This window comes from Affinirhizobium lemnae (assembly GCF_022968395.1).
GTDB lineage: Bacteria > Pseudomonadota > Alphaproteobacteria > Rhizobiales > Rhizobiaceae > Neorhizobium > Neorhizobium lemnae.
In genome coordinates this window covers 81,344-107,180 of record NZ_JALJQZ010000007.1, presented here as the reverse complement: position 1 = coordinate 107,180, position 25,837 = coordinate 81,344, and the positions used below count along the sequence as shown (strand labels likewise).

The following is a 25,837-nucleotide window of genomic DNA, read 5'->3' as shown; positions in this document are numbered from 1 at the left end:
CCTGAACTTTGCCCCTTACGTCGTCGGCCGAGCCGTCAACTGTGGCGAAACCACGCGAAGGTTTGAACTCTGTTTGTAGCGTGTAGGCACAAAGTGTCGAGCCGGAAAGCGATCACTGTGCCATTTATATCGCACTGCGTCAGTCCCAGGCTCCAACTCATGCTGCGTCGCGTGAAATTCCCGGCAGTGTCAGCACAGCGCGCAAGCCCCCGCGACGCCCGCGCGAAAGGCGGAAACGACCCTGATATTCGCGGGCGATTTCGCCAACGATCGAAAGTCCAAGGCCCGTGCCGGGCTTGCTTTCATCCAGCCTGCGGCCACGCTTCATGGCTTCCTTGATTTCGTCGGGGTTAAGGCCCGGCCCATCATCTTCAACAGCAATTTCCACCCAGTTGCGCCGGGCCGGATCTTCCCCCTCGGGTGCCAGTGACGGCATGATGGTCAGCCAGACGCCACTCTTGGAATGGCGCGCCGCATTCTCCAGAAGATTGCCGACCGTTTCCTCGACATCCTGCTGCTCCATGGCAAGCGCCAGATTGGCCTGTGTCGCGATCAGTTCGAATGTCTTCTCGGGATTGAGGCGCCGCATCACGCGCATCAGGCGCTCCAGCACCGGCTCGGCATCGGTTCGCGCCAGCATGGATTCGCGCTGGGCAGCAATGCGGGCGCGGTTCAGATAGCTCTGCACCTGGCTCTGCATGGCTTCCGCCTGCCCGCGTACCACTTCGCCATGGCCCTTGTCGATGAGGCGTGATTCGTTGAGAAGCACAGCAATCGGCGTCTTCAGTGAATGCGCCAGATTTCCCACCTGCGAACGGGCACGCTCGACAATGCGGCGGTTGCTGTCGATCAGCGCATTCATCTCGATGGTCAGCGCATGCACCTCACGGGGAAACTCGCCTTCCAGACGCTCCGCCTCGCCGCGTCGCACCTTTTCCAGCGCTCGGCGCGCTTCGTCCAGCGGCCGCAGACCGAAGAGAATGGCAAGACCGTTGACCACAAGGCTGCCGAGGCCGAAGACCACCAGCGCGATGTAGAGGCTCTGGGTAAAGGCCTGCACATCCTCCGTTACCACGGTCAGGTTGCCTGTCACGCGAAAGCGCGCCGCCCTGCCCTCGCTGTCCAGCACCACCTCTGTTTCCGCCACCAGAACATTGTTCCCGAAGGCGTCGATGGCAGGATAGAAGCGCTCATAGCGATTGTTGAAGGGTACGTTGAGGATAGACGGCACCTTGATATTCGACGTGCCGAGCGACGAAGATGACAGCGGCGTCGCGGCAAAGGTGCCAAGCGGCTCGACGATCCAGTACCAGCCGGTTTCGGGCTGGGAGAAGCGCAGGTCGCCCAGTTGCGGATTGCCCGCAAGCGCGTTGTCGTCGCCAATGGTGATGGAGTTCACCACGTTGTAGAGCTGCGCACGCAGCAGATCGGTAAAGGCGCGTTCGGCGGATTTCGTGTAGAGCGCCGAGATCACGAGCGCGATCACCACCAGCGCCACGCCCGACCAGGCAGTCGCCAGCAGCAGAACGCGCGCCGTGACCGATCTAACGTACATCGGATGGTGCTTGCATGCGGTAGCCAAGACCGCGAACGGTCTCGATCAGGTCGACACCGATCTTCTTGCGAAGGCGTCCGACAAACACCTCGATCGTGTTGGAATCGCGGTCAAAATCCTGATCGTACATATGTTCGATCAGTTCGGTACGGGAGACGACCTCGCCCATATGGTGCATGAGATAGGACAGCAGGCGAAACTCGTGCGAGGTCAGCTTCATCGCCACGCCGTTGACCGTCGCCTTGGACGCCTTGGTGTCGAGCTTCACAGGTCCGCAGGTGATTTCAGAAGAGGCATGTCCTGCGGCACGGCGAATGAGGGCGCGAACGCGCGCCAGCACTTCCTCCACGTGGAAGGGTTTGGCCACATAATCATCGGCACCGGCATCGATACCGGCCACCTTGTCGCTCCAGCGGTCGCGCGCCGTCAGCATCAGCACCGGCATGGCCTTGCCTGCCGCACGCCATTTTTCCACCACCGTGATGCCGTCCATCTCTGGCAGGCCGATGTCGAGAATGACCGCGTCATAGGGTTCGGTCTCGCCCAGAAAATGCCCTTCCTCGCCGTCGAAGGCCTGATCGACCACATAGCCGACCTCCTTCAACGCATCGGTCAGCTGGCGGTTCAGGTTGCTGTCGTCTTCGACCACGAGAATGCGCATGGAAATCCTTGATTCGATGAAATACGAGAAGCGGCTCGTCGCCTTCTACTACATCGGCACCCGAACAGTCACCTTGCGCGGGCGCTCTCCGCTACCCTGCACGAGAACGGTCACAATGCAGGTCGCTCCGTCCTTCGACGGTTGCGCCGACAGAAGTTCGCCGCCGGTCTCCCGCACAACCTTGGATGCGGCGTCGCCACAATCTCCGGCAACCAGAATCAGGTAGTCGCGGGCGAAGGCATGATCAGCAGACAGGCTGAACAAACCTGCCGCGACCATCGCGATTACCTTGAGTGATGCCATGACGACGACTTCCGATTACAAAATGCTAGGCCCGATAACCCAAACCAACTGGCAAATTATGTATCGAATGACGGCTGAATGGCAAATGAATGTGCCCCTCAGCCGTCATGCAGACAATGCTTATACGTCAGCTTCCGACAATGGGTTTGGTGGCCGCGAGCCGCCCGTAAATGGCCAGAAGCGCGCCGAAAGCGCCGCCTGCGCTGGTCAGTGCATCAACGAGTGCCGCCTGTTGCTCATAGGGAAACAGATGTCCCCGCGCCTGAAGAATTGAGGCGAAAAGCGCAATCAGCCCGCCCCAGACAGCCTTGGATTCGTACCATGTCTTTGCATTATCCATTTCAATTAACTCCCTGGTTTTTCACGATAATAACCTGATCTCGGGCAATGCCCCGCGGTACCGCGCGCCCCAGCTGCGCCAGGCGCACACGGAAACTTGTTTGAATAAATCCGAAATCGCTCAATTCCTGAGAAAGATCATACTGATGAAGGCAGGCATCGACCTCGGCCTGGGCCACCACGGCGCCGGTTGAAGCATGCAGCAGTTCGAGCCGATAGCGTTCTTCCGGTTCATCGAGGGCTATGTCGGATGCGTCCCAGTCATCGGCATTGATGCGGCTCCGGCGCACCCAGCTGAAGGACACGCCGGCCGCCCGCCGTTCAGCTTTCAGGTGAACAGGCGCCAGCGGCGTCTCAGCTCGCAGTCCTGCGACAGTCTGACGCGGCCCGTAACGACCGGCCTTCGCGCCAACCGGTTCGACGATCCAGTTCAGCGCCAGTCCGCGTTCGCTCTGCGTCAGCCCCAGCGGCACCACGGCTTCATCCAGCACAACCACCTGCGCTCCGCTTGCCGCGCCTGCCGCCATGGCATCCTCGGTCCCGGCGAGACCGCGCAGCAGGTTGGAAAGCCGAAAGCGTCCCGGTGCCACTTCCTGCGTTGTGGCAAAGGCCAGCACTTCCCAGACGCCGTTATCAGCCATCACCGCCAGCCGATTTTCACCAGCCTGTACGGCAATCTCGCTTGCGGAAGAAAGCCCGCCGAACGGCAGATCCACCTCGATCACCGATACCCTGTCGAACCGGCCCCAGACACCCGCTACCAAAGGCGCGTTCAGCCGTCCAATGCGGGCCGGCCGATCGATCAGCACCCGGCTGCGATATCCTTCCGTGGTGGCAGAGCTTGAAACCAGCATGCGCGTCCAGGGCTTCGCATAGGCCGCAACACGGGCAAAGCTCTCCGCCTCGCCACTGTCGAAGCGTGGCAGATCGAGAAAAGCGATCAGCGGTGCAAATGCGTCGGATGCGGCGACCGCGCTCACCCGTTCCAGGGGCGCGGGGCGGTTTGCGACACTCGCAACCGATTCGTGCCTGCGTGCCTCCACCCGCCGCATGTCGCCATCCTCGATCCGCATCACACGGTAGATGCCGTCCGGCCCATCGGTTATCTGAACCCCATCCCCCGGCGTCAGCGCCACATCGGTCGGCGCAAGCGAGAATCGAATGGTCCGGCGGGACAGGTGGTTGTCACGCAGCAGCGCTTCCGTGGCTGCCTGCGCCGCCTCATCGGCCATTGCGCCCGGAATATCTGCCCGCAACACGCGGTTCGTCGCCCCCGGAATGCGGCGGGAGCGCGTGGCTGCCTGCTCGTAGTCGAGATCCGGGTTGGCGAAACCCAGCACCGCTTCCGCGGCAAAATCGCTGTCGTGGCCGCGCGTCTCGCTCCAGGCCGCCTCGCCCTCACGCTCGGCCAGCACATCGATTGCCGTTACGGCCAAGCTGGCCTTGCTGCGCGAGCGGAAAATCAGCCGCCCCTCCACTTCCGTCACATCCAGCAGAAAACCTTCCACCAGCGGCGTCAGCATCTGGCGCGCAGAGGCAATGTCAGCCTGCACATAACCGGTCAGGTCGCCGCAGACTTGGCGCACATCGAAATCGCTAAACCCGTGATCGGTCAGGATCGCGGCAATCGTGTCGGCAAGCGTCCCCGCCCCCAGCCGACCCGTCAGCCAGTGGCCCAGCCGCCAGTTCTCGCCATCGTTCCAGATGGATGTCGCCTGTGGAAAGGCAGGGTAAGGCCGCGCATCCCAGCTCCAGACGAAGATATGCCCCGCATCCACCATGCCAACGGGTGCCTCATCGCCCTGCCAATGGGCGTGATGCGCGTCGAGAAAACGCCGCTGCATCGCGTTAGACCGTCCGCCGCTGGAGAAGTAGGGCCAACCGCTCTCGGAAGATTTCGGGTCCACGAACAGGTTCGGCTGGTTCGCGCCCTTGTCGATGGCGGGGCAGCCCAGTTCGGTAAACCAGATCGGTTTCGAACCCGGCACCCAGGCGGTCGGGCTGGCGCTCTCCGCGCCGCCTGTCCGGTCGAAGTGATGGTTCCCCCACCAGCCGGAGAGATCCTTGTAGCGGAATACCCAGGGCTTGCCCGCCAGCCCATCGGTAACGGGCGAGCGCAGCCGCGCCTTGCGGTCCTCATCGCTGGCATAATACCAGTCGAAGCCTTCGCCGCGCGTGATCGCAGCTTGCATTGCCGCCACATCCTCGGCGCTTGTCATACCATCCGGGTTTGTGCCCATCAGGTCGTCATCGCGCCAATCGGAAAGCGGCATGTAGTTGTCGATCGCCACCGCATCGATGGCAGGCGAGGCCCAGAGCGGGTCGAGGTGGAAGAACACGTCGCCGGTCCCGTCATTCGGGTGATAGCCGAAATATTCGCTCCAATCGGCACCATAGGTCAGCTTGACGGATGGTCCGAGCCTCGCACGGCAATCGCCTGCCAGTCGAACCAGTTCCGCCACGAAGGGAAAGCTGTTTCCCGCCCCGCGCACCGTCGTCAGCCCGCGAAATTCCGAACCGATGATGAAGCCGTCCACGCCACCCGCCGTAACGGCCAGATCGGCGTAATGCAGCACCATGCGGCGATAGCCCTCGGCGCGATTGCAGAACTGGTCGATCTCGCTCGCCGCCGCCTCCGTCTTGTCCGGAGAGCCTGCCTGCCCCGGTCCCGGATGACAGGTTATGCGCCCTCGCCAGGGGTAAGCCGCCTGTTTCGATCCGCCATAAGGGTCCGGCAGCACGTTGTCTTCCGCCACATCCATCATCACGAACGGGTAGAGAAAAACCTCGATGCCCCGCGCCTTCAGATCGGCGATGGCCTGTTTCACGCTCTCGTCGGAAGGCGTGCCGCCATAGGCGGGCGCATCGTTCCTGCGGCTCACCAGATGTGCATCGGCCCGCTCGATGCCCGCCACGTTCCAGGGCAAGGTCTCCCCGTCACGCGAGAGGAATTCGACGCCGGGCACGATCCGGCATTCGCCAGCCCGAAGATCGGTGCCGAACCAGCTGACGACCAGCGCCACGCGTTCAAGGTTGGGGCAAAGCGCCTGCAATTCGTCGAGGGATGCTTCCCAATCGGTCGCCGCCATGCGGTTGTTGCGGTTGAGAATTCGGGCACTGCCCTCACCGGTGTCTTGCGTCACCTGCACCGTTGCATAGCCATGCTCGCTGGAGCCGGGAATGATCGTCACGGCCCGGATTTGCGCTTCCAGCGTGCCGATGGGTCGCACCACCTCGAACTGCAGTAGCGGAATACGATTGCCGAAATCGCCAAGCGGCAACCGCTCGAATACCACATAGGCAAGCCCCCGGAAGGCAGGCGCGTTTCCTGCTCCCTGCTTCGCCTCGATCAGCGGATCGGGCAGCTGATCCTCGCTGCCACGGTAGAACCGCATCTGGATCGTGGTCAGATCCAGTTCGCGACCATCGGCCCACACGCGCCGCACATGCGCCACCTCGCCCTCACAGAGCCCAAGCGCGATGTTGGCATAGTAGGCGAAGCTCTTCACCTTCTGACCGCCGGTCGCCTTGCCGCCGCTGCGCTCACTTCGCACCTCTTCCTCGAAGCGCGTTGCCCAGATCAGCGTGCCGCCAATCCTCATCGTGCCATAGAGCCGGGGGATGCCGGTTCCCTCATCGGCTCCGGCCAGTCGCGCGATGGCAAGGCGTGGGCCCGTGACAGTGGGCGAACCGAGAAGCGCCCGGTCCACAGCTGCCCCCGCCAGCCCGCCTGCCGCACGGCCCAGCATCGCGCCCACAGGACCGAAGACGGAGCCGAGCGCCGCCCCCGCCGCCTGAAACAGAATGGTAGCCATGGTTGTGAAGTCCTTGGGTTTATTGGGAGGCTTCTGAGAATGTCAGTATCACCCCACCCGATGCTAACGCATCGACCTCCCCCTCAAGGGGAGGTGGGAACTGGCCGCTCCTTTGCCGTCTTTTCCACCAGCCGCAGTGGACAGGAGATAGACAAGCAGATGCCGCGCTCACCCACCTCCCCTTGAGGGGGAGGTCGGCGCAGAGCGCCGGGTGGGGTGACAGATCGCGGCAATCACTGCAGCTGAGAGAAGGCGAGCGAATGTTTCCTGCCGATCTCCCCCCTTGAGGGGGAGATGCCTGGCAAGGCAGAGGGGGGTGCTTCACGCCTGGCACGCTTGGCCGGGGTGACAGGTCCCTAATCACCCACCCCAAACCGATGCACGGCCACGATCCGCCGTCGCCAGGCTGCCACGAGAGTGGAACGCGTCACCGCCGCCTGTTCATATGCGTGGATGAAACTCGTCGCATCGGCAAGGATGCCCGCATGTTTGGCCGCGCAGCCCGCCTGCCAGCGAAACAGCAGCACATCGCCTGCCTGCATGTCGCTGACCGGCACCGGGGCACCGAACAGCGCCAACGCCGCCTTGAGCAGCCGCTCCTCGTCCGCCCGCTCGGCCCAGTCCGGCGCATAGGGCGGCACGGCCAATGGCGGTTCACATCCGTAAAGCTCGCACCAGACCCCGCGGATGAGACCGATGCAATCGCAGGCCACACCCTTCGTCGCGCCCTGATGCCGGTAGGGCGTGCCGATCCAGCCTTCCGCCAGCGCCACCACGCGCGGCCCCATCATGGAAACAGCACGCCGCCATCGTGCTGGCCTTCTCCATCAGCATAGGAATAGCTGAAATCGCTTCCGGGCATATGCGGAAAGCCGCGAAAGTTCAGGCCGTTGGCGAAGCGGGCGCGGCAGGTCGTAAAGCTCTTGTCGCAGCCAGCCGTCAGCACCACCGCCTCGCTCTCGGCCACGTCGCGCTCCAGCGGCAGCCACAACGTCAGCCGCCCAGTGCCGCCTGCCTCCGCCACATGCCGCTCGATCATGGCGGTCGAGCCATCGGCAAAACGCAAACTCCCCTGATCGAAGAAGCCGCTCTCGCGCTCGACCAACCCCGTCACGGTCAGATGGCTGCGGTCGCGCTGTGCGCTCACCGTCGCAGCAGACTGGAACGCATCAAGAGACACCCGGCAGCGTCCGTCGCCAAGGCTTGCATCGCAGCGACGGCCATAGACACGGCCCTGCGGCTGGTCGAGACGATGCGCCATGCTGCGCAGTTCTGCGGTAAAGGCACCGCCTGCCCGCGTCACCTCACCGATTTCCCGCACATCGAGCCGCGTGAACTGCGAAGGGTCTGCCCAGTTCACCAGAAACAGCTCCACCAGCGCATGGTCGAACCGGCCTGCGGCAAGCTCTTCTGCAGCAATGGTGTCGCTGGAAAAGCCGCCCTGCACCTCGCCTGCATTGGCCGCCATGCCGCTTTCGGCCTCGTTGTCGCTGGCGGAAAAGCCGCTTGCCGCACGGCAGAACGTACCATCCACCTCCAGGTCTTCGTCATGGTCGGTAAAGCCCAGCACCACGCCATCGGCGCGCGTCACCCGCCAGGCATGACAGGTCGTCGTGGCATCGCCCGCCAGATGGGCCGCCAGTTCCGCCGGTATGTGTCTCACGGCAGGATCTCCTTGATCGGAATGGCCGGAATTCGACCGGCATTGAAGGCGGAAAGGTTTACGTCGATCCGGTCGGTGTCGAAGCGCACCGGCACATCGAACTCGAATCCGGCGCGGATTTCGGCTCCCTCCGGCGGCACATGGGCAGCGTGGAAGGTCACGATCCCCGTGGCCGCTTCCAGCGTGAAGCGGTCAGAGGAGATCTCTTCGCCGTCCACGCTCACCCGCACGGTTCCAGCTACCGGCTTGGCAATGGTCCGTCGCGTTTCACCGCCGTTGTCGCCATAGGTCTTGATCAGTTGGAATGTGCGCGTCACCCCATCGCCGGTGCCGATCCATTGGTCCTCGGCGCTGACATTTCCCGTCGGCCCGCAGGATTTCCAGTCCAGCGGATCGCGAAAGCGAAAGCCGTAAAGCTCGCCCATCCGCGCCTCGAAGAATTCCAGCACCTCATAGAGATCGGCAATCGAGCGGACACCGGAACCGGCATCGTAGACCCGCCTTGCATTGCGCCAGCGGGCATTGCGGTTCTCGCGCCCGTTGGACAGGTTCACGATGTCGGTACGCCGCACCGGCCCACCACTCGTGCCCAGCGCCAGCCGCAGCGGAAAGCGCACCTCATGAAATCCGGTCATGGTTTAAGTCTCTTCTATTCTTGAAAAGCTTCATGCGGGAACTCACCCCCCTCTGGTCTGCCGACCATCTCCCCCTCAAGGGGGGAGATCGGCAAGACGCATCCGCTCGCATTCCTTACCAATAGCGGTTGCCGCAAAGGGTAACCCTACTGGGGACCGAGAGCCCGCCACGAGTCGATCTCCCCCCTTGAGGGGGAGATGGTCGGCAGACCAGAGGGGGGTAACATTTTCAACGTCAAAACGACCCTCACACACCCCGCCGTCCGCGCGCCACGCTGCGAGCAAGCATGGCGGTAATCTGGCCCTCGCTGCGCTTGAAGCTGGCCGCATCCGTCGCCGTCACGTTGAACACGATCTGCCCTGAGGCTCCCCCAGAGCCGCCGGACGTCGCCACGCCCAACGCGCCATCGGCGCCGCGCTTCAGCGGCAGAATGGCCTCTGCCCCCGCCTCGCCCATCAGGCCGGTCGCACTTCCCCCCATGGAGAAGAAGCTCGGACTTCGCACCACGCCACCATCGGCAAAGGGCGTCACCTTTCCGACCACGCCCGAACCGAGGGAGCCGAGCAGGCTTCCCGCAATGCCGGACATTGCGTTCTCCAGCGGCTTCAGCGCAGCGGCAAGGGCAATGTCGCTCAGGCGTCGCCCCAGTCCACGCAGCACAGTGTCCAGGCCTTTGCCGTTGAGAGCCGCTCCCTGTAAAGCGCTTGAAAGCGCCGAGCCGAAGCTTTGCGAACGTGCCTGCAGATCCTGCATCGAACGTGACAGCGCCTCGCTGGTAGAAAGCGCGTCATCCAGTCCACGGCCTGTGGAAACAGTATCGGTCATCGGTCACCTCAGTCGGAAGAAAGTGGCAAGTCGGGAAAGGCGGCCATCAGCGCAGCAAGCCCTGCGCGGTCCAGTCCGGGCGGGCGGGGACGAAAGGCCCCTGCCATCCCCATGAACTCGCGTGGCGAAAGCTGCCAGAAGATGTCGGGAGGAAGCCGCAACAGGCACAGCCCCACATGCAGCACGCCCGGCCATCCAGCCGTCGCGCCGTCATGCGGGGCGCCCGTTGCGGCGCTCAAGGGCGGGGAATCGGGTTCCCTCGCGCGCCAGTCGTCATTCCGTCACTAAAGGCCGCCTCCAGCAGTTCCGTGGCAATGCGGGCGCAGGCGGTCACGCCGCCTTCCACATTCATGTCGGCCACTTCCTCGTCGGGAAACAGATTGCCGCCGCCGCGCAGTCCGGCGCCGATCACCCGCACCAGATCGACCGCCTTCAATCGTCCCTTGGCGAAATAGGCGGCCAGTTCGGAAAGATCAGCCACGCCGAAAGCGGTTTCCAGCTCGGCCAGCGCGCCCAGCGTCAGGCACAGAATGCGCCGCTCGCCATCGATCATCGCCTCCACCTCGCCGCGTTGCCGGTTGGCACGGCGATGCAATCCCAGTCCCTTGCCCGTCGTCTCTGTCGTCTGCATCAGATCGCTCCGAACGTCAGTTGACCGGCGGATTCCAGCGCGATCTCGAAGCGCACTTCTCCATTGTGCTCCCCGGAATATTCCAGCGAGGTCATCTGGAAGGGTCCGCTGATCGTGCCGAAGGACGGGATCACCACCTGAAAATTCAGAATACTGCCGGCGAAGAAGGCGCTGCGGATCATTGCATCGGAGGTCTGGTCCTTGAAGAGGCCCGCCCCGTTCAACGAGGCGCGCTGAATGCCTGCCCCACCCAGAAGTTCACGCCAGCGTCCGGCGCTTTCGGCATCTGTAATGTCCACAGTTTCGGCATTGAATGCCAAGCGTTTGGAACGCAAACCCGCCACCGTCTGCCAGCCTGCGCCATTTTCCACCTTCAACAGAAGGTCACGTCCTGCCTGTGCCACCATTGTAATAAATCCCTTTTGAACGATCTGGTTCTGAAAAAAGTCTCACGTCTCTTCCGTCACGCCTCGCAGGTTCACCTCCGCAACCTGAGCCTGTGTTTTCGCGTCCTGCCTGTAGCGGATACCCGTCACCGTCAGGTTTACCAGATGCTGGTTCTCCCCCAGCGCCAGTTCCGTGCGGTCCAGCAATATCGCCACCTGAGCGGCCAGCCTTTGTGCTTCAGCGCGTCCCTTCCCATCAGACCAGATTTCCACCGTCAGGAGGTGCTCCTCCGCAACTTCGGTCCCGGTGGAATAGTCTCGGCTCTCCAGTGTCCCGTAGGTAATTGCAGGAAGGCTTACACGCCCTGCAATCCGGTCCCTGAAGCCTTGGATTCCTACGGTTGAACGCAGTTGCACATCGTTTGCGAGACGCTCGTGGATTGCCTTCAGAAGTTCCTGTCCACCTCTCATTGTGCTTCCTCCTCACAGAGGCACGAAAGCATGCATTTGGTCTCGTCTGGATCGCGCACAAGTCGAATTCGGAAGACCCGTTCGCCTTCCCGAAACCGCTGACCGGCGCCGATGCCCTGGCGATGACGAAGGAGAATCCGGTGGGTCACCACGGCCCGTTCGCCCCCTGCCATGTCGGTGAAGGAGGGGCTCGCAACCGGTTCGATGCGCGCCCATACCTCACCCGCCTGAACCCAGCCGCCAAGGCTGCCGCCCTGTCCGTCGCTCTCGTCGTTCGGCGCTTCCAGTGTCAGGCGGTGGGTCAACTGGCCGGGGTCCAGCGGCAGGGTGCTCATTTCAAAGCCTCCTCATGCGGAAGGACGCCACCAGCCGGTCATAGCCGTCCGGCATTGCCCCCGGCTGCTGATCGGGGGACAGGACACCACGATGGGCAAACATCAGCGCGATATGGATCAGCATGGCGCGCTTCAGCGGGTCCGGCACATCCGTGCCCGCCTCGCCGAAACCGGCGGTGAAATCGATCTCGATGCCATTGATTGCTCGACCAGGCTTTGGCGGATCACGCAGCCACAGTCTGGCCGGGCGTGCCTGCCCATCCAGCAGATGGTCTTCAAGCGATGGATGAGATGCCGTTCCGTCTTCGGCGTAAACCGTTGCTGCCTCAATGGCTTGCACCGGTCCTCTCGCAATCTGAATCACGCCGTCCTTCGGCCATTGGTCGAGGTAGAGCCGAAGCGTCTGCTCGATCAGGCAAAGCCCTGTTTCCCGCTCCAGATGCTCGCGGGCAATGGCAATCAGCTGCGCCAGAAGCGCATCCTCTTGCGCTCCATCCAGCCGCAGATGCGCCTTTACCTCGGCAAGCGTCAGCGCCTCCGCGGCTGGCGGATCGATCAATGCATAGGTCATGGAAAATTCCTTTTTGGGAAAGGTAAGAGCCGTCCGACGCGTCAAGAGGGCAAGTCAAGGATTGAAGCGGAACACAGGACACAACGCGAATGATTCCGCCCTTGACAGACCCCTCCCCAACCCTCCCCACAAGGGGGAGGGAGCAGGTCGAGCAAGCCGCTAACAGCTTAGCTCGCCAAATTTATAATGGGGAATCAGGTGGCTGCCGAGAATGCCGACGAACTCCCTCCCCCTTGTGGGGAGGGTTGGGGAGGGGATCTTTTCACCGCTTCGTGTACTGTGGAAGCGGAAGAAGCTCCCTCACCCCGTCTTAACTCGCGGAAAACTTCACCAGCTTGATCGCCTCGAAGTTCTGCACGCCGCCGCCCACGCGCTTGGTGGTGTAGAACAGCACATAGGGTTTGGCGGAATAGGGATCGCGAAGAATGCGCACGCCCGCGCGGTCCACCACCAGATATCCGGCTTTGAAATCACCGATGGCGATGGAAAGCGAGCCGGCGGCAATGTCCGGCATTTCCTCGCCCTCCGCCACCGGAAATCCCATCAGCGTCGCAGCCTGGCCTGCCGTTGCCGGCGGACGCCACAGATAGTTACCATCGGCATCCTTCAGCTTGCGAATTTCGCCCTGAGTGCGCCGGTTCATCAGAAAGGTCGCGTTCTGGCGGTGTCCGGCCTTCAGCGCATAGATCGAATTCACAAGAACATCCGATGCACCGGATGAGGCAAAAGCTCCCGCCTGACCCGTCGCCACATAACCCAGCTTCCCCCAGGCCCAGGCGCTGTCGGCTGCGGTGTCATAGGCCAGAAAGCCCTTCGGCTTGTTCACACCCTCGCCGCGAATGAAGGCATCGCCCTCCTGCTCGGCAAACACTGTGTCCACCTCGCTCGCCAGCCAGCTCTCGATGTCCACCGCCGCATCGTCCAGCAGCGTCTGGCTGGCGGCGGGCATGGCGTAGAGCTCCATGGTGGGAAAGCTCAGTTCCGCCAGCTGCGGCGATGTCGTCTGCGGCCGTGCCGCCGTTTCGGAAACCCAGCCCGTCGCCGGGCCGCTCAGCGCAAACGGCTTCTTCAGCACCGTGGTGGAAACGGTGCGTACGGTGGAGAGCGCACGCATGGGGGAAACCACGCTCAGGCGGCGGCCAATCTCGGTGTCCGTCTCGTCCGGCACCAGATAGCCGCCATCGCTGGTCGAGCCTGCGCTCATCGCCTTAGCCTCCAGCTCGCGCAACGCACCCTCGTCGCCACGGCGCACATAGGCCTCGAAGGCCGCCTTGTGCTCGGCAACTTCAGGCCCCGCCTCACGGGCGCCACCCAGCGCCGGTCGCGCCTTCTTCAGCGCCAGCTGGTCGATCACCCGCTTCTGCTCGTCCATGCTGCGGTTGATGCGCTCCAGCTTCTCCCGCGTCACCACATCGGCGGTCAGTTTCTGCTCGATTTCCGAAAGGCGGCGGTCGTTCACGTCCTTGAAGCTTTCGAAGGCCTCCATGAACTCGTCGAAGGCCGCCATCATCGTATCTGGCACGGCTTTCACCTCCGGCAGCGCCTTGGTTTCCGGTGAAGCGCTCAGTGAAGCGTTAAGGGCAATATCCTGCATCAAATTCGTCCTCTCATATGGCTGGTCAACATGGTCTTGCTGGCCCGGCGCAGGGCGCGCACAAGCTCGGTGTCACGGTCGCGGAAGAACCGCGCCTGCTTCACGTTGGAAATCCTGGCCGATGGCAGCATCGGAAAGGTCACAACGGAAATTTCCCAGAGGTCCGCCTCCAGAATACGGCGAACGCCCGTCTTCGCGTCCTGTCTCGCGCGTATGGTGCGAAAGCCGATGGAAAGCCCGTCCAGTGCGCCGGTCTTCATCAGCGCGTGCACCTCGCGAGCGCGGGCCACGCCGGGGGCAAGCTTGCCCTCCACGTAAAGGCCTCGACTGTCCTCGCGAATGCTTTCCCACGCGCCGATCGGCTCGTTCGGGTCGTGCTGGTAGAGCATGCGCACACCCTTCGGCCCCCGCTCCACAAGACTGTTGAGAAAGGCTCCGCGCTCGATCACGTCCTTGCCGAGGTCCACCTCGCCAAACACGCTGGCATAGCCGGAAAAGCTGCCATCACCGCCGAGTTCGGACAGCGTCAGGCTCGCAAATTTGCGCACGGTCGGGCGTGGCCCGCGATAAGCGTGCATGAAGGTCTCCTGCAAAAATGAAATTGCTTCAGGATTGTTTTTCGCCGTCCGGCTTCGCACCGAACCGTCCGGCCACGCGCACCAAGGCACCCAGCACCCACCAGGCGGAAAGGCTGGCCGCGGCAGAACCGGAAAGGGCGGTTTCCAGCGCGGTCAGCTGGCCCACCAGTCCCAGCCGTTCGGAAAGCCATATGCCGACCGGCGCGCCAAACATCACGCCGCAGCAGGCACCGGTCAGAAAGCGGCTCACCGCCTCCTTCCAGCTTTCGGGCAGAAGATAGACGAGCGACACCCAGGCCCCCGCCGTCGCTCCCACCATGCGCGCGGCCAGCATGCCGCCATCGTGGCCAAGGTCAGCCATCGTCGTTCACCTCAGTTGGAATTTTTGGGATTGGATATTGGAGGATAAGCACCCCCCTCTGGTCTACCGACCATCTCCCCCTCAAGGGGGGAGATTGGCAGGAGGCAAGCGCTCGACCTCTCTCATCTCTACGCGCACCGCGATCGGTAGCTTCGTCAGGTGCAAAGAGCGAGCCACGAGTCGATCTCCCCCCTTGAGGGGGAGATGTCCGGCAGGACAGAGGGGGTAAAGCGGCCACAGACGTTGGCGAAACCTCAGTCGAGCCAACCCCTTACCCCCAGAGCCTCGCACTCTGATTCAGCCGCTTCACAGATTGATTCAATAGCCGACGGCCTGGCGCTTTTCCTCGTCGCTGAGGAAGCTCGCAGAGCCGACCCGGCTCCACAGCGCATCGCGCTCGGCAGAAAGACCCGGCAACTGGTCGAGGTCCGGCTGCAGTCGCAGCAGCTCGCCATAGAGATCGGAGAACCAGGCGGAAAGGCTCGCCGCGGTTCGCGTCAGCAGCGGCACCACCGTCAGGCGGAAGAGCGAACGGTTCGCCTCCTGATAATTGGCATAGGTGATGTCACCGGGAATGCCCATCAGCATCGGTGGCACGCCCAGTGCCAAGGCAATGTCGCGCGCGGCCCCGTTGCGAGCGGCCTCGAAATCCATGTCTTTCGGCGAAAGCCCCATGGCCTTCCAGTCCAGCCCACCCTCCAGAAGCAGCGGACGCCCGGCATTCACAGCTCCCTGATAGCCCGCCTCCAGTTCCGCCTTCAGCCGGTCATAGGCGTCGGGCGAAAGATTGCCGCCCTCCTTGGGCTGATAGACCAGCGCACCGGATGGCCGCGCCGAATTGTCCAGCAGCCCCTTGCTCCAGCGGGCGCAGGCATTGTGCAGGTCGATGGCAGAGCCTGCGGAACCCAGCGGCGAAAGCCCGCCGTAATCGTCCAGCGGATGAAACAGCTTGAGGTGCAGAAGCCCTGCTCCGTCCTCCGAGAAGGCGGGAATGCGACGCGCCCGTGGCCCCACCCGGTAGTCATAGGCGACCGGCCAGCCATCGCTTCCTGCCACCACGCTCACCCGGTCCGGCCGCAGTAGATGCAGTTCGCGCGGCGTTCCTGCCAGCATCAGCGGTTCCAGGTAGGAACTGCCGGACAGAAGCAGGTGCCCGAACAGCATTTCCAGAAATTCTGGGCCCGCCTGTCGCGCATTGGGGCGCGCCAGCAGGGTCAGTACGGGATGCTCCTTCAGCTCCCGCTCCCCGGAATAGACAAGCCACGGGGCGCTTGCCGCCGCCTCCGCCACCATGCGCACGGCGCGATAGGCCACGGGGTTTCTCATCAGGCCATGGCGGGCAAGGCTCGCATAGCTTCGCCCACCACCCGGATGTCCCCTCTCGCCGGTCAGCAGCGCCAGACCCCCGCCTGCTCCCAGCCCCGCCCCCGATCCTTGCGCCTTCCGCTCGGAAGCGGCCACGGCTTTGCCTTTGTCCGTGGAAGCCCACGGCCATCGAAACAGATTCATCGATGTCTCCCTAAATTCAGTTCAGTGGGAAATCAGCCCAATGGGAAATCAACCCAGGCGCAGACCGATGGCGGTCGCGAAGATCACGCCGAACAGGCCGATCTCTTCCGCACGGTTCAGGCCGTTCACCACACGCCGTGCGCCCACCCAGTCGCTGGCGTGATCGTTGAAGAAATCGCACAGAGCGTGGCCGGTAAACTTCCCGGCAATCATGCCGTCGAACAGGATCTTCACTGCCCTCTCCGGCTCCATGGCCTTTTCCGGCGCATCGTCTATGCCATAGGTGCGGTAGTTGTCGCGCCCGGTAATCTGCACAAGACCTCGCCCGCGAAAGCGCCAGCCATCGCCGCTCTCGCCGCGTCCATTGCCCATGCGGTTTGAGTAGACACGGTTGGCAATGCGCTCCGGCTTCCTGGCAAACTCATGTTCCTCACCCGGCAGGAAGTATTTCGGAAAGACTTTCCGAAGACCCTCGGCGGAATAGTTGAGGTTCTCCTCCACCGGCTGCATGGCCCCGCCGGTCTCGTGAAAGGCGGTGGCGAGGCAATAGGCCAGAAAGCGCGGATCGTGCTTTGCATACCTGGCCTCCCAGGCGCTTAAGAGCACCTCGTGCCCCGCCCTCGCCCCATCCGTCAGCCTACCCTCATGCAGCCTTGCCCGCACCTGATCGAAATAGCGGGCCCGTTCAACTCTCATGCGAATCTCTCCGTCAGCGTCTGCGCGTTGAAGCTGCAGCACCGGGATTAACCGTAACGGCATCTTCTTGGCAGAACTTATGCAAATGTTTCAATCGATTTTAAAAATTGCTAATCGGTTTAGATGGTTAGCCCCCTATTTACTTCGCGTTAGCTGTATGGAACCAACGGTTCACAACGCAGTTATTGGGCCTGCGAGTATCGCAAGGAGATCATGATCATGCAGCAGCCAGCACCGGTTCAACCCGCTGTCACCACACCAAAGCAGCAGATTCCGCAGCATCTGGTCGATCGCCTGGAATCCGAATGGCGCCAGATGCGCGAAACCGCTTCCGCGCCGGTCATCTCTATCCCGGTCAAGCGCTAATCCCTTTTACATCAAGAACATCGGCTGCGCCGCTTTGAGAAGAAAGCTGGCTTTCAAGGCAGACTGATGCACCTCATCCAGATTTTAAGCCGCTGCCTCCCCGACCTCGGAGGCGCGGCTTTTTTGATACCCTGCGATTTCAAAGATGCAGGGAAACGGTTTGATGACGAAAGCAGACGCGTACTGCCATACGCACCGAAGGGAATGGGCCACTTCGGCCTTGGCGAGGGCCTCGTCATCAACTGGAGATGAGCTATGTGGTTTCTTCCATTTAGCATCACTCTTAGAATACGAAAAACCCGCACGGGCTGGCAGGCTGACGTGCGGGTTAACTTCATAATCTAAGAGCAACGGAGGCGGGGTTAGCGCCCTGTCTCCACTCCAGGTCTCAATATAATCCCAACCTTCACCATCGGCAAGATGCCCCCTCACCTCAACTCACCGCCAGTACCTGGCCGGTATCGTATTGCCGCACGAAATCCACCCGCGCACCGTTCCAGTGGTAGCAATAATGCCGCCCTTGGGTCGGAATGGGAATGACATCGGGCCAGAATAGGCCGATGCAGCGACCGCCCGGCATCCGCACGCTATCCCACAACAGGCCGTCACTGCCCGCATCACGGAGCCTGCGCCCCTCGCTGTGCGAAGCCGCATAATCCGCTTCGTTCAAAACGTCAGGCACGGCGTTTACATCGTGCAGCATCAGCGCCCAGAGGAGCGCTTGTCTTGATCATTTCACGTAAATCTCCGGGTCGAAGTCTATGCGTTTTGCCTTGCCGTCCGGGGTCTTGAGCACAAGCTCAACGCCCCCGCCGATGGAGTGCATGTAACGCACGATGGAGGAAACGAGCACGTCCTCGGCGTTCTCTATCTTTGAAACAGTGTTCTGCGTCATGGCGGCGCGGGCGGCGACATCGTTTTGTGTCGCGTTCATGGATTTGCGAACTTCAGCAAGTGCCTTGCCCAAGCGCCGTGTACCGCGCTTTTCGTCGAGGCGCGCGCGCACGTCCTCCGGAAGTTCCGCTCTCAAGGTCTTCCAGTCAGTGTCCATATCCGTGTTCCTTCAACCATGCATCGAAGCGTAGATCAGCCTTAGCGATCAGTTTCTTATAAAAAAGCGTCTGGCTCATTCCCTGCTTCTCGCCGCCGCAAAGGACGATGGCAGCCTGATCGGGATCGAATGCAAAGGCGAAACGCCAGACCTGCCTTCCAAACTTGACCCGGATCTCTTTCATATTGGCGTGCCGGGAACCTGATAGCGTATCGACCTCTGGACGACCCAGAAATGGGCCGTCGTCTTCAAGGTGGTCCAGCACCTCGCCAACCAGTTCTTTCAAGCCCATCTGCATTTCTTTCCATTCCGGAACGAAATCCGCATGGAATTTCACCTTGTATGACACTGGCTATCTGAAAAAAATATATATTTAAAGATATAATAGCAAGTCTTATTGAGACGAAATCAGAAAGTCACTCACGCTACCGGGAAATCCAGACCGAGAAAAGTAGTTGTAGAATGATCATGCCCTGATGCAATCCTCCCCCTCACAACCCCCGCACCCTTGGCTCGCTGCTTCCCTCCAACATCAGCGCCGTCAGCGCCCAGACCAATGCATCCAGCCGGTCGGGAGAGCGCCCGCCGGAAAGTCCGTCCGGGCCGAAATCGCACATCTGGTCCTCGAGCGCAGAAAACCGTCCGGCATGGGCCACCCGCCCCTGTTCATAGAGTGCGGCCACCGGTTCGGCGCGTGTAAACTTGCCTCGCGTTGCCCGCACCTCAGTCAGCGGCAGTGTCTGGTCTATGCTTCTCAGCATGGCCGCCACCATCTCACCGCCCTGGTTCACCTCCGCCACCACCCGGTCGGCGGAAAAGCGGCGGTAGGCCCTCACCACCTCCTGCGCCCATCCGGCGGGGCTCAGGCCCTCGGCAGAACAATCGGCCAGCACCACGGCGCGGCCTGTCTGTTCTAGCCCTGCGACCACGATGCCGCAGACGGAGTTGGGACCGGAACCGCTCGGCGGGTCCACCGCCACGACGATCCGCCGCAGAGCGCCGGTGAAACGAATGCGCAGCGCGTCGAGGTCGGCCCGCTTCCACAGCGCGTCTGGCCTGTCGTCGATCAGCTCGCCGTCGAGTTCCTGGCGCCCCAGACGGCTGCCGCCATAGCGCGCTTCCAGCCCTTTCACGAAAGCGGGCGCAAGATTGGCCGCATTGTCGCGGGTGGAAATCTTCACCAGTCGCGTGCCTTCCTCAGCAATCAATCGCTTCAAAATCGGCACCGGCCTTGGCGTCGTCGTCACCAGCTGGCGCGGATCATCGCCCAGTCGCAGACCGAATTGCAGCATGTCAAACGTGTCCTCGGCATATTTCCACTTGGCCAACTCGTCGCACCAGGCAAAATGAAACTGTGGCCCGCGCAGGCTTTCCGGATCCTCGGAGGAGAAGATCTGCGCCATCGCGCCGTTCGGCCAGACCAACCGACGCCGCGATGGTTCGAAATTAGGCCTTTGTCTTCGGGCAATCCGGCAGATGCCGGAAACGCCATCAATCATAACCTCACGGGCATCGCCCAGCGTTTCCGCCACCAGCGCAATCCGAAGCTCGCTTCGCTGCCCGGCACTGGCCAGCGCATGCACCCATTCGGCTCCGGCCCTTGTCTTGCCGGACCCTCGTCCGCCCATGATCAGCCAGGTGCGCCAGTCACCCGTCGGCGGCTGCTGGTCCAGCCGCCCCTGCAGAGCCCAGCTTTGGCGCATACGAAGGGCGTGCCGCTGCCATAAGGGTCCATCTGCCACCATCTCATCGCCGCGCCGGTCCGGCATGGATTGGTTCACGATCGCAGCCTGCGAAGCCTGCATGTGTCCAAACAGGTGGCGGCCAGAAGCAAGACCCGCCATGCGCTCATCCAGAATGCGGTTCATGTCCTGCTCGAATGTCTGCGCAATCTCCACTGCCTCCTGCGTCATCGGCGGGCGGATCTGCCCCAGCCGCACTCCCCTCGCCAGTGCCAGCGCATTCGCGGCGCTTCCAGTCGTCAAACAGTTCGCGGGCGCGGTCTTCGATAAGCTTTGAAACCTCATGAACTGCCTCCGGATAGCCGTTTTCGGTCGCCGCCCGCTCCTCTTCGCGCTCCAGGTCGAGCATCAGCTGACGTTGAAGGCTGTCCACCTTCTCGATCGTGCGGACAATCAGGCTCATGGCATCGGTGGCGGCCTTCAGGTCGGCTCGCGCCAGCTTCTGGACTGCCTCGTCGCCACCCTCGCAAAGCTCTGCCGCCTTGGCACGAAGATCGCGAAAGGCAATGAATTGCGCCCGCATCTCGCGCATCATCTCGGCCAGAAGTGCGCGCTGCTCCTCTGCCCCCGCTGCCGCATCGGCGCTTTTCAGCTCCAGCAAAACCGCATCTGCCTGCGCGCGCATTGCGTCCGGCAGGCCGCTGCCCGCCCCTGGAAAACCGAAGAGCGAAAGATCGATATCTTCCAGCGCGTCCATATCCGCCACCTCGCGAAAATCCTTCATGCTGCCAGCCAAAAAGAAACGGCCCCGGTTTTTGTAAAACCGAGGCCGCCGACTGGAAGCTCTTCATAAAACTGATAGTGCGACCCAGCGCCTCAGCCGTTCCCAGCGCTCTTTAACGAGCCTCTGTAAACCATCGCGCCAGTCGCAATTCTTCGACTATGCCCAAACCCTATCAAACGACCGTAACGCCGTCAAGGATTATTTTCCTATTATTATTTTTTGCGCACCGATCAAAGTAGCGATAACGTGCTGGACGATGAAGCCCACGAATCAACCCTCTTTCAGGATGTCAGAGTAGATGGAGTTGTTGCACAGTGTGAGTTCTTGTTCAGCGGCGAGGAAATTCTCGGTATGCTGAAGGTTTTCTTAGACGAATCCGGCACCCACGAAGACTCACCAGTAGTGACAGTCTCGGCAGTTTTTGCGAAACCAACTGTTTGGCATAGGTGGACTAAAGATTGGAACCGAACGAAAGGTCAGGTCAAAATATTCCACGCGGTGGATGTCCACAATTGCGCTGGCGAGTTTGAGGGATGGAGCGTCGACAAGCGTACTGACTTGGTGAAGGCACTCCTTCCAATCATTCCAAAGCACGAAATTGGACTGCTTCTTTCCGGTATCGACTGGAAAGGCCTGAGAGATTCTCTCGTTCACAGACCCGAAATTTTGCACTGGTTCGGTCATCCGTACTTGGCATGCTTACACTGGATTATCCCAGCAGTTTGCGAAAGAGCCCAGGCAGAAGGCCACAATCGCGTTGCGTTCTTGCACGAACAAAACCAATACCGCTCGCAGGCATTAGACACTTATGACTATGTCAAGCGTAAAGTCGCGCTTGTAGCGGAGATGGACACTTCATTTTCATTTGCTTCAAAGAAAGATTTCCCGCCTCTTCAATGTGCGGATATTGTTGCCTACGAGGGGTTTCGGCAGATGAAGCAAAACAACGGCGAGATAAGAAAACCCATCTTAGCGTTTGACCCCAATGGCTCACTGATGTTCAAAGGGTACGGTCGCAACGACATACAAGAAATGGCTACTGCCCTAACTCATCACTTTGACGAGTTAGACAGCACCGGGAAAATAACACGGCTCTGGCAGAAGTCTCCTTGACGTATCGGGCAGGGAGATCGGCATCAAGCATTTGAGCGACTTCATTGATCACTCAAACCGGTCCTTTTAAATAATCTTTGAAGATCTTTTGCCCCTTATGTCATTCCTGCTGTACGGAAGGGCGCAGCGGTGCGGGCCGATTAAGGAGCACGATAATAATGGAGTTAAGTTTATTGCGCTCTACTTCAAATTATTTTCGTATGTCCTTATCAAGCTCAATATAGATCGGCCATAAGGTCAAATCCTACCAACCGATATCGGTAAAAGCGAAATCGTTGCCTTTATAGGCCAGTTGCGCTTGATAGGCTTTGGCGCATGCGTAAGACAGGCAGTCACCCATGTTCAGCTTGGCCGGATGATTGACGATCTTGCCGAATTGTTGCGCTGCATCCAGTGCCTTTGCCCCCACATCCGCCGAAATCAGGATCTCCTTCGCCTCCAGATCCAGGAAAAACTGATCGACCACCCGCCGCGACTCTTCCAGCATTTCAGGTGTTGCCGGCTTGTCGCGGCCGGTCGCTTCTGCTCTGCGGCGCGTCAGTGCAAAGCATGCTTCAAGACGTACTATCGGTGACACGTAGAATGGGCCTTCATGCTCGGCAAGAAGGTCCAGCAAGTCATCACGATCCTCTTCCCCCGCAAGGATGGCAACAACCACAGAGGCATCGATGAACAGCATCAGGCCTCGCCCCACATTTCGTCTGCTTCCTGCTTGTGGTCGCCTGGCGCGTAGGGACCTGCCTCGCGTGCCATCTTGAGGGATTTTGCAAGTCGCTCACGAATGGGCAAGCTACCCTTTCGGGTAGCGATTTCCCGCTTCAAAGCGGCCTTTACCGCGTCGACTTTGGAGGTCTTTGTCAGGCTGACAAGCTCATTTGCGAGCCTATCGACTTCGGGGTCTTTGATGTAGAGCGCCATGGGATATCCTTTGTTGAATATGAATATATCCTCGAAAGAATATCCTCACAAGAGAAGGTTCCCAGCGCATCGGGTTTGCCTAAAACCGGCTTCCACTTTTCCCGGATTGAAATCGCTCACGTTCCGCAAAACGTCAGCCGCACCTTCTGCTCGTCCAGTGGTGCTTCGCGATACTCATCAAATTCGGCGCGGTCTGCATAGGGCTCGGCCAGAGCCTCCAGCAGGCGCTCGAAGGGTTTAAGGTCGCCTTCCATGGCGGCGCGGATCACCTGCTCGATGCGGTGGTTGCGCGGAATGATCGCCGGGTTGACGCTGCGCATGAGCGATGCTGCATCATGGCGCTCCGGCTCGCGCGTCAGCCTTGCGCGCCAGCGCGGCAGCCATTGTTCCGCCTTTTCCCATGGCATGAAACCTTCCGTAAACGCGGCCTCTGCAGCAACCGCCTTCGGCCCCTCTTCCGCCCCGGCCAGATCCGTCAGACGCCGGAAGGTCAGTGTAAAGTCCGCCCTGCCCTCGTGCATGGCCGTCAGCAGATCCTGCACCAGTTCCGCGTCACCCGTCTCGTCTGTGGCAAGCCCCAGCTTGCGGCGGAATGCGGCGATCCAGTGGGTCTGGAAAGTTTCGCCGAAGCTCTTCAGAACCGTGTTCGCCTTGCCGACGGCCTTTTCCTCGTCCGCATCCAAAAGCGGCAGAAGGCATTCCGCCAGACGCGCGATGTTCCACTGGCCGATGCCAGGCTGGTTGCGATAGGCATAGCGACCCTGCCGGTCGATGGAGGAAAACACCTTCATCGGGTCATACTCATCAAGGAAAGCGCAAGGGCCGAAATCGATGCTTTCGCCCGAGATCGTCATGTTATCGGTGTTCATCACGCCATGGATGAAGCCGATGCTCAACCAGCGGGCAATCAGCGCAGCCTGCCGGTCGGAAACCCGCTGCAGCAGCGCCAGATAGGGTTCTGGCTCCTGCTTCAGATCCGGATAGTGCCGGTCGATCACGTAATCCGCCAGTATGCGGATCGCCTCCTGGTCTTCGCGTGCCGCGAAATATTGAAAAGTGCCGACGCGCACATGGCTTGCAGCGACGCGGGTAAACACGGCACCGGGCACCGGTTGCTCGCGATAGACCGGCTCGCCGCTCAGCACGGCAGCCAGCGCCCGTGTGGCGGGAATGCCAAGTGCGGCAAAGGCTTCCGAGATAATGTATTCGCGCAGAACCGGCCCGAGGGCGGCACGCCCATCGCCCCGCCTTGAAAACGGTGTCGGCCCTGCCCCTTTCAGCTGGATATCCCGGCGCACACCTGCCACATCCACCACCTCGCCCAGCAGAATGGCGCGACCATCACCCAGTTGCGGAACGAAGTTGCCGAACTGATGACCGGCATAGGCCATGGCCAGCGGCTCCGCTCCCGGTGGCAAAACATTGCCTGCAAAGATCGCGGCCAGCCGATTGGTGTCCTTCGGGTCAAGGTCGAGGGATAAATTTTTCGCAAGCGCCTCGTTGAATTTGATGAGAACAGGCCCCGACACCGCTTCCGGGTAGACGGACGCATGGAATCGCTCCGGCAGACGCGCATAACTGTTATCAAATGGAAACAATATCTTAACTCCCGAAATCGTGTCGGCGGCAGACGCTGCGCTGCACCCAATGTCTTCCATCGCAAATGGGGTGAAAAGCTTTATTCGCAAGGGATGAACCAGAACCGGTCTCGTGCGTTATGGGCGCAGTCTGACGTGTCACCGGCAAGCGCTCCTGAAAATGCGATACTTTGTTGCATTTCCGCTACAGCCTTCCCAGCGCGGCGCACTACCTAACTGAGCTTCTACTGAATTAAAGGAGTGCATCCATGAAAAAAGTTCTTCTTCTCGCCGCCGCTCTGGGCTTCGCAGGCTCTTCTGCGGCGCTTGCTGCAGATGCCGTGGAGCAAATTCCGGAAGCGCCCATGGCTGTTGAGGCTGCCGTACCGTCCTTCACCTGGACGGGTGGTTATGTCGGTCTGCTCGGCGGTTACGGCTGGGGCAATGCGGATGCGTCCGCACCGGGCATCAGCGCCAGCGACGATTTCGATGGCGGCCGTATGGGCGCCTTCGTCGGCTATAACTGGGCCATGGCCAGCGGTTTCGTCGTCGGTATCGAAGGCGATGTAAACTATGACTGGAATGAGAATTCCTATGCGGGTGGCATCGATGCCGGAACAGATTGGTCTGGTTCCGTTCGTGGCCGCGTCGGCTATGCCTTCGACCGCGCCCTGCTGTTTGCGGCAGGCGGTTATACCGGCACCAATGGTTACGTTGATACGCCGATTGGTGATAACAGCAAGACCTTCAACGGCTGGACGCTCGGCGCTGGCGTAGACTATGCCTTCACTGATAACGTGTTTGGCCGTCTGGAATATCGCTACAACGATTACGGCGACAAGACGATCGGCGGCATCAATGCCGATTTCGACCAGCATGTCGTCAATGTCGGCATCGGCGTAAAGTTCTGATCATCGACAGTTTCGGCTGTCTCAGGAAACCCTCCCCCGCCAACGGGAGGGGGTTTTTGTTTTTGATGCCATGATATTCACGAGAGAAGCTTCACCCCACCCGCAGCTTCGCTCCCACCTCCCCCGGGGGAGGTGGGAGCTTGCCGCCCCCTTGCCGATCATTCTGCTGGCAATAGAAGAGGATGGGAAGACGATAGAAATATGGATTCCCACCTCCCCTTGAGGGGGAGGTCGATGCGGCAGCATCGGGTGGGGTAATCATCGCCGCCAATGCAAGCCCTCACGCCAGGCCGATCTTCTCCGGCGAATAGCCTGCATCGCGAATGGCCTCTTCCGCCTTGGCCGCGTTGCCGCCATCCAGCGTGACGCGGTGGTTGGCAAGATCGATGGCGACCGGCACACCGGGCAGCGCTTTGCTAAGCGCGGAACTCACGGTCTTTTCGCAATGGCCGCAGGTCATGTCGGGAACGTAGAATGTGGTCATGGTCAGTCTCCTTATGCTGATA

General features: G+C 61.1%; 31 protein-coding genes and 1 pseudogene. 3 read left to right on the top strand and 29 right to left on the bottom strand.

Features of this window, described 5'->3' with window-relative positions:
- Window positions 1–157: 157 nt before the first annotated feature.
- From MUU53_RS06685 to MUU53_RS06590, 20 genes are all read right to left on the bottom strand, one after another.
- On the bottom strand, window positions 158–1,555 hold the full coding sequence (locus MUU53_RS06685) for a sensor histidine kinase (protein ID WP_247260207.1): 1,398 nt from the start codon (window positions 1,553–1,555) through the stop codon (window positions 158–160).
- Window positions 1,545–2,216 carry a response regulator transcription factor gene (locus MUU53_RS06680; protein ID WP_247260206.1) on the bottom strand — a complete coding sequence of 224 codons (672 nt, stop codon included), beginning with the start codon at window positions 2,214–2,216 and terminating at the stop codon, window positions 1,545–1,547. Before MUU53_RS06680 ends, MUU53_RS06685 begins: the two co-directional genes overlap by 11 nt.
- 48 nt (window positions 2,217–2,264) lie before the next feature.
- Window positions 2,265–2,519, bottom strand: coding sequence for a hypothetical protein (locus tag MUU53_RS06675; RefSeq protein WP_247260205.1), 255 nt, complete (start codon window positions 2,517–2,519; stop codon window positions 2,265–2,267).
- A 127-nt stretch (window positions 2,520–2,646) separates the two neighbouring features.
- Entirely contained in the window at window positions 2,647–2,859 is a 213-nt protein-coding gene (locus tag MUU53_RS06670; protein WP_247260204.1) for a hypothetical protein, read from the bottom strand.
- 1 nt (window position 2,860) lies between these two features.
- Window positions 2,861–6,673 carry a baseplate multidomain protein megatron gene (locus MUU53_RS06665; RefSeq protein ID WP_247260203.1) on the bottom strand — a complete coding sequence of 1,271 codons (3,813 nt, stop codon included), beginning with the start codon at window positions 6,671–6,673 and terminating at the stop codon, window positions 2,861–2,863.
- 356 nt (window positions 6,674–7,029) lie between these two features.
- The gene (locus MUU53_RS06660) at window positions 7,030–7,464 is read right to left on the bottom strand and encodes an NlpC/P60 family protein (protein ID WP_247260202.1); all 435 of its coding nucleotides are present in this window, start codon (window positions 7,462–7,464) and stop codon (window positions 7,030–7,032) included.
- On the bottom strand, window positions 7,461–8,336 hold the full coding sequence (locus MUU53_RS06655) for a DUF2163 domain-containing protein (protein ID WP_247260201.1): 876 nt from the start codon (window positions 8,334–8,336) through the stop codon (window positions 7,461–7,463). Before MUU53_RS06655 ends, MUU53_RS06660 begins: the two co-directional genes overlap by 4 nt.
- Entirely contained in the window at window positions 8,333–8,971 is a 639-nt protein-coding gene (locus MUU53_RS06650; protein WP_247260200.1) for a DUF2460 domain-containing protein, read from the bottom strand. Before MUU53_RS06650 ends, MUU53_RS06655 begins: the two co-directional genes overlap by 4 nt.
- Before the next feature lie 247 nt (window positions 8,972–9,218).
- A complete protein-coding gene (locus MUU53_RS06645; RefSeq protein ID WP_247260199.1) occupies window positions 9,219–9,797 on the bottom strand; it encodes a phage tail tape measure protein in 579 nt (192 codons plus the stop codon).
- Window positions 9,798–9,805: 8 nt separating this feature from the next.
- Window positions 9,806–10,036 (bottom strand): rcc01693 family protein, encoded by a 231-nt coding sequence (locus tag MUU53_RS06640; RefSeq protein ID WP_247260198.1) that lies wholly within the window; start codon window positions 10,034–10,036, stop codon window positions 9,806–9,808.
- The gene (locus tag MUU53_RS06635; protein ID WP_247260197.1) at window positions 10,033–10,428 is read right to left on the bottom strand and encodes a gene transfer agent family protein; all 396 of its coding nucleotides are present in this window, start codon (window positions 10,426–10,428) and stop codon (window positions 10,033–10,035) included. Before MUU53_RS06635 ends, MUU53_RS06640 begins: the two co-directional genes overlap by 4 nt.
- Window positions 10,428–10,835 carry a phage major tail protein, TP901-1 family gene (locus MUU53_RS06630; protein ID WP_247260196.1) on the bottom strand — a complete coding sequence of 136 codons (408 nt, stop codon included), beginning with the start codon at window positions 10,833–10,835 and terminating at the stop codon, window positions 10,428–10,430. Before MUU53_RS06630 ends, MUU53_RS06635 begins: the two co-directional genes overlap by 1 nt.
- Window positions 10,836–10,877: 42 nt before the next feature.
- Window positions 10,878–11,285, bottom strand: coding sequence for a DUF3168 domain-containing protein (locus tag MUU53_RS06625; RefSeq protein WP_247260195.1), 408 nt, complete (start codon window positions 11,283–11,285; stop codon window positions 10,878–10,880).
- On the bottom strand, window positions 11,282–11,620 hold the full coding sequence (locus tag MUU53_RS06620) for a phage head closure protein (RefSeq protein WP_247260194.1): 339 nt from the start codon (window positions 11,618–11,620) through the stop codon (window positions 11,282–11,284). Before MUU53_RS06620 ends, MUU53_RS06625 begins: the two co-directional genes overlap by 4 nt.
- 1 nt (window position 11,621) lies before the next feature.
- Window positions 11,622–12,191 (bottom strand): head-tail connector protein, encoded by a 570-nt coding sequence (locus MUU53_RS06615; protein ID WP_247260193.1) that lies wholly within the window; start codon window positions 12,189–12,191, stop codon window positions 11,622–11,624.
- Between the two features lie 310 nt (window positions 12,192–12,501).
- Window positions 12,502–13,785 carry a phage major capsid protein gene (locus tag MUU53_RS06610; RefSeq protein ID WP_247260192.1) on the bottom strand — a complete coding sequence of 428 codons (1,284 nt, stop codon included), beginning with the start codon at window positions 13,783–13,785 and terminating at the stop codon, window positions 12,502–12,504.
- A complete protein-coding gene (locus tag MUU53_RS06605; protein WP_247260191.1) occupies window positions 13,785–14,363 on the bottom strand; it encodes an HK97 family phage prohead protease in 579 nt (192 codons plus the stop codon). The genes MUU53_RS06610 and MUU53_RS06605 overlap by 1 nt, the downstream gene beginning before the upstream one ends.
- A 28-nt stretch (window positions 14,364–14,391) precedes the next feature.
- Complete coding sequence (locus MUU53_RS06600) at window positions 14,392–14,724, bottom strand: DUF6107 family protein (RefSeq protein WP_062552831.1); 333 nt, start codon at window positions 14,722–14,724, stop codon at window positions 14,392–14,394.
- A 318-nt stretch (window positions 14,725–15,042) separates the two neighbouring features.
- Window positions 15,043–16,233 carry a phage portal protein gene (locus MUU53_RS06595; protein WP_247260190.1) on the bottom strand — a complete coding sequence of 397 codons (1,191 nt, stop codon included), beginning with the start codon at window positions 16,231–16,233 and terminating at the stop codon, window positions 15,043–15,045.
- A 48-nt stretch (window positions 16,234–16,281) separates the two neighbouring features.
- Window positions 16,282–16,929: a hypothetical protein gene (locus MUU53_RS06590; RefSeq protein WP_247260189.1), complete on the bottom strand. Its 648-nt coding sequence runs from the start codon at window positions 16,927–16,929 to the stop codon at window positions 16,282–16,284.
- Window positions 16,930–17,148: 219 nt separating this feature from the next.
- On the opposite strand from MUU53_RS06590, the gene MUU53_RS06585 reads away from it, so the two are divergent.
- Window positions 17,149–17,295: a hypothetical protein gene (locus MUU53_RS06585; protein WP_247260188.1), complete on the top strand. Its 147-nt coding sequence runs from the start codon at window positions 17,149–17,151 to the stop codon at window positions 17,293–17,295.
- Window positions 17,296–17,728: 433 nt separating this feature from the next.
- On the opposite strand, the pseudogene MUU53_RS06580 reads toward MUU53_RS06585, so the two are convergent.
- The 5 genes and pseudogenes from MUU53_RS06580 to MUU53_RS06560 all read right to left on the bottom strand — a co-directional run.
- Window positions 17,729–17,995: pseudogene (locus MUU53_RS06580) on the bottom strand (RES family NAD+ phosphorylase); the annotation flags it as partial.
- A 30-nt stretch (window positions 17,996–18,025) separates the two neighbouring features.
- Window positions 18,026–18,346, bottom strand: a complete 321-nt coding sequence (locus MUU53_RS06575) for a helix-turn-helix domain-containing protein (RefSeq protein ID WP_247260187.1) — start codon at window positions 18,344–18,346, stop codon at window positions 18,026–18,028.
- Entirely contained in the window at window positions 18,336–18,695 is a 360-nt protein-coding gene (locus MUU53_RS06570; RefSeq protein ID WP_247260186.1) for a type II toxin-antitoxin system RelE/ParE family toxin, read from the bottom strand. The genes MUU53_RS06575 and MUU53_RS06570 overlap by 11 nt, the downstream gene beginning before the upstream one ends.
- 142 nt (window positions 18,696–18,837) lie before the next feature.
- Complete coding sequence (locus tag MUU53_RS06565) at window positions 18,838–20,049, bottom strand: DNA-packaging protein (RefSeq protein ID WP_247260243.1); 1,212 nt, start codon at window positions 20,047–20,049, stop codon at window positions 18,838–18,840.
- 145 nt (window positions 20,050–20,194) lie between these two features.
- Window positions 20,195–20,812, bottom strand: a complete 618-nt coding sequence (locus tag MUU53_RS06560; RefSeq protein ID WP_247260185.1) for a hypothetical protein — start codon at window positions 20,810–20,812, stop codon at window positions 20,195–20,197.
- A 246-nt stretch (window positions 20,813–21,058) separates the two neighbouring features.
- On the opposite strand from MUU53_RS06560, the gene MUU53_RS06555 reads away from it, so the two are divergent.
- Window positions 21,059–21,925, top strand: coding sequence for a DUF3800 domain-containing protein (locus MUU53_RS06555; RefSeq protein ID WP_247260184.1), 867 nt, complete (start codon window positions 21,059–21,061; stop codon window positions 21,923–21,925).
- A gap of 244 nt (window positions 21,926–22,169) precedes the next feature.
- Here the strand turns inward: MUU53_RS06555 and MUU53_RS06550 are convergent, their stop codons facing one another.
- From MUU53_RS06550 to MUU53_RS06540, 3 genes are all read right to left on the bottom strand, one after another.
- Window positions 22,170–22,604 (bottom strand): type II toxin-antitoxin system VapC family toxin, encoded by a 435-nt coding sequence (locus MUU53_RS06550; RefSeq protein ID WP_247260183.1) that lies wholly within the window; start codon window positions 22,602–22,604, stop codon window positions 22,170–22,172.
- Window positions 22,604–22,843: a type II toxin-antitoxin system VapB family antitoxin gene (locus MUU53_RS06545; protein ID WP_062552838.1), complete on the bottom strand. Its 240-nt coding sequence runs from the start codon at window positions 22,841–22,843 to the stop codon at window positions 22,604–22,606. The genes MUU53_RS06550 and MUU53_RS06545 overlap by 1 nt, the downstream gene beginning before the upstream one ends.
- A gap of 116 nt (window positions 22,844–22,959) precedes the next feature.
- Entirely contained in the window at window positions 22,960–24,441 is a 1,482-nt protein-coding gene (locus MUU53_RS06540) for a protein adenylyltransferase SelO (protein ID WP_247260182.1), read from the bottom strand.
- A 248-nt stretch (window positions 24,442–24,689) separates the two neighbouring features.
- On the opposite strand from MUU53_RS06540, the gene MUU53_RS06535 reads away from it, so the two are divergent.
- Window positions 24,690–25,331, top strand: coding sequence for an outer membrane protein (locus MUU53_RS06535; RefSeq protein ID WP_247260181.1), 642 nt, complete (start codon window positions 24,690–24,692; stop codon window positions 25,329–25,331).
- Window positions 25,332–25,611: 280 nt separating this feature from the next.
- Here the strand turns inward: MUU53_RS06535 and MUU53_RS06530 are convergent, their stop codons facing one another.
- Complete coding sequence (locus MUU53_RS06530; RefSeq protein WP_247260180.1) at window positions 25,612–25,815, bottom strand: heavy-metal-associated domain-containing protein; 204 nt, start codon at window positions 25,813–25,815, stop codon at window positions 25,612–25,614.
- Between the last annotated feature and the right edge of the window lie 22 nt (window positions 25,816–25,837).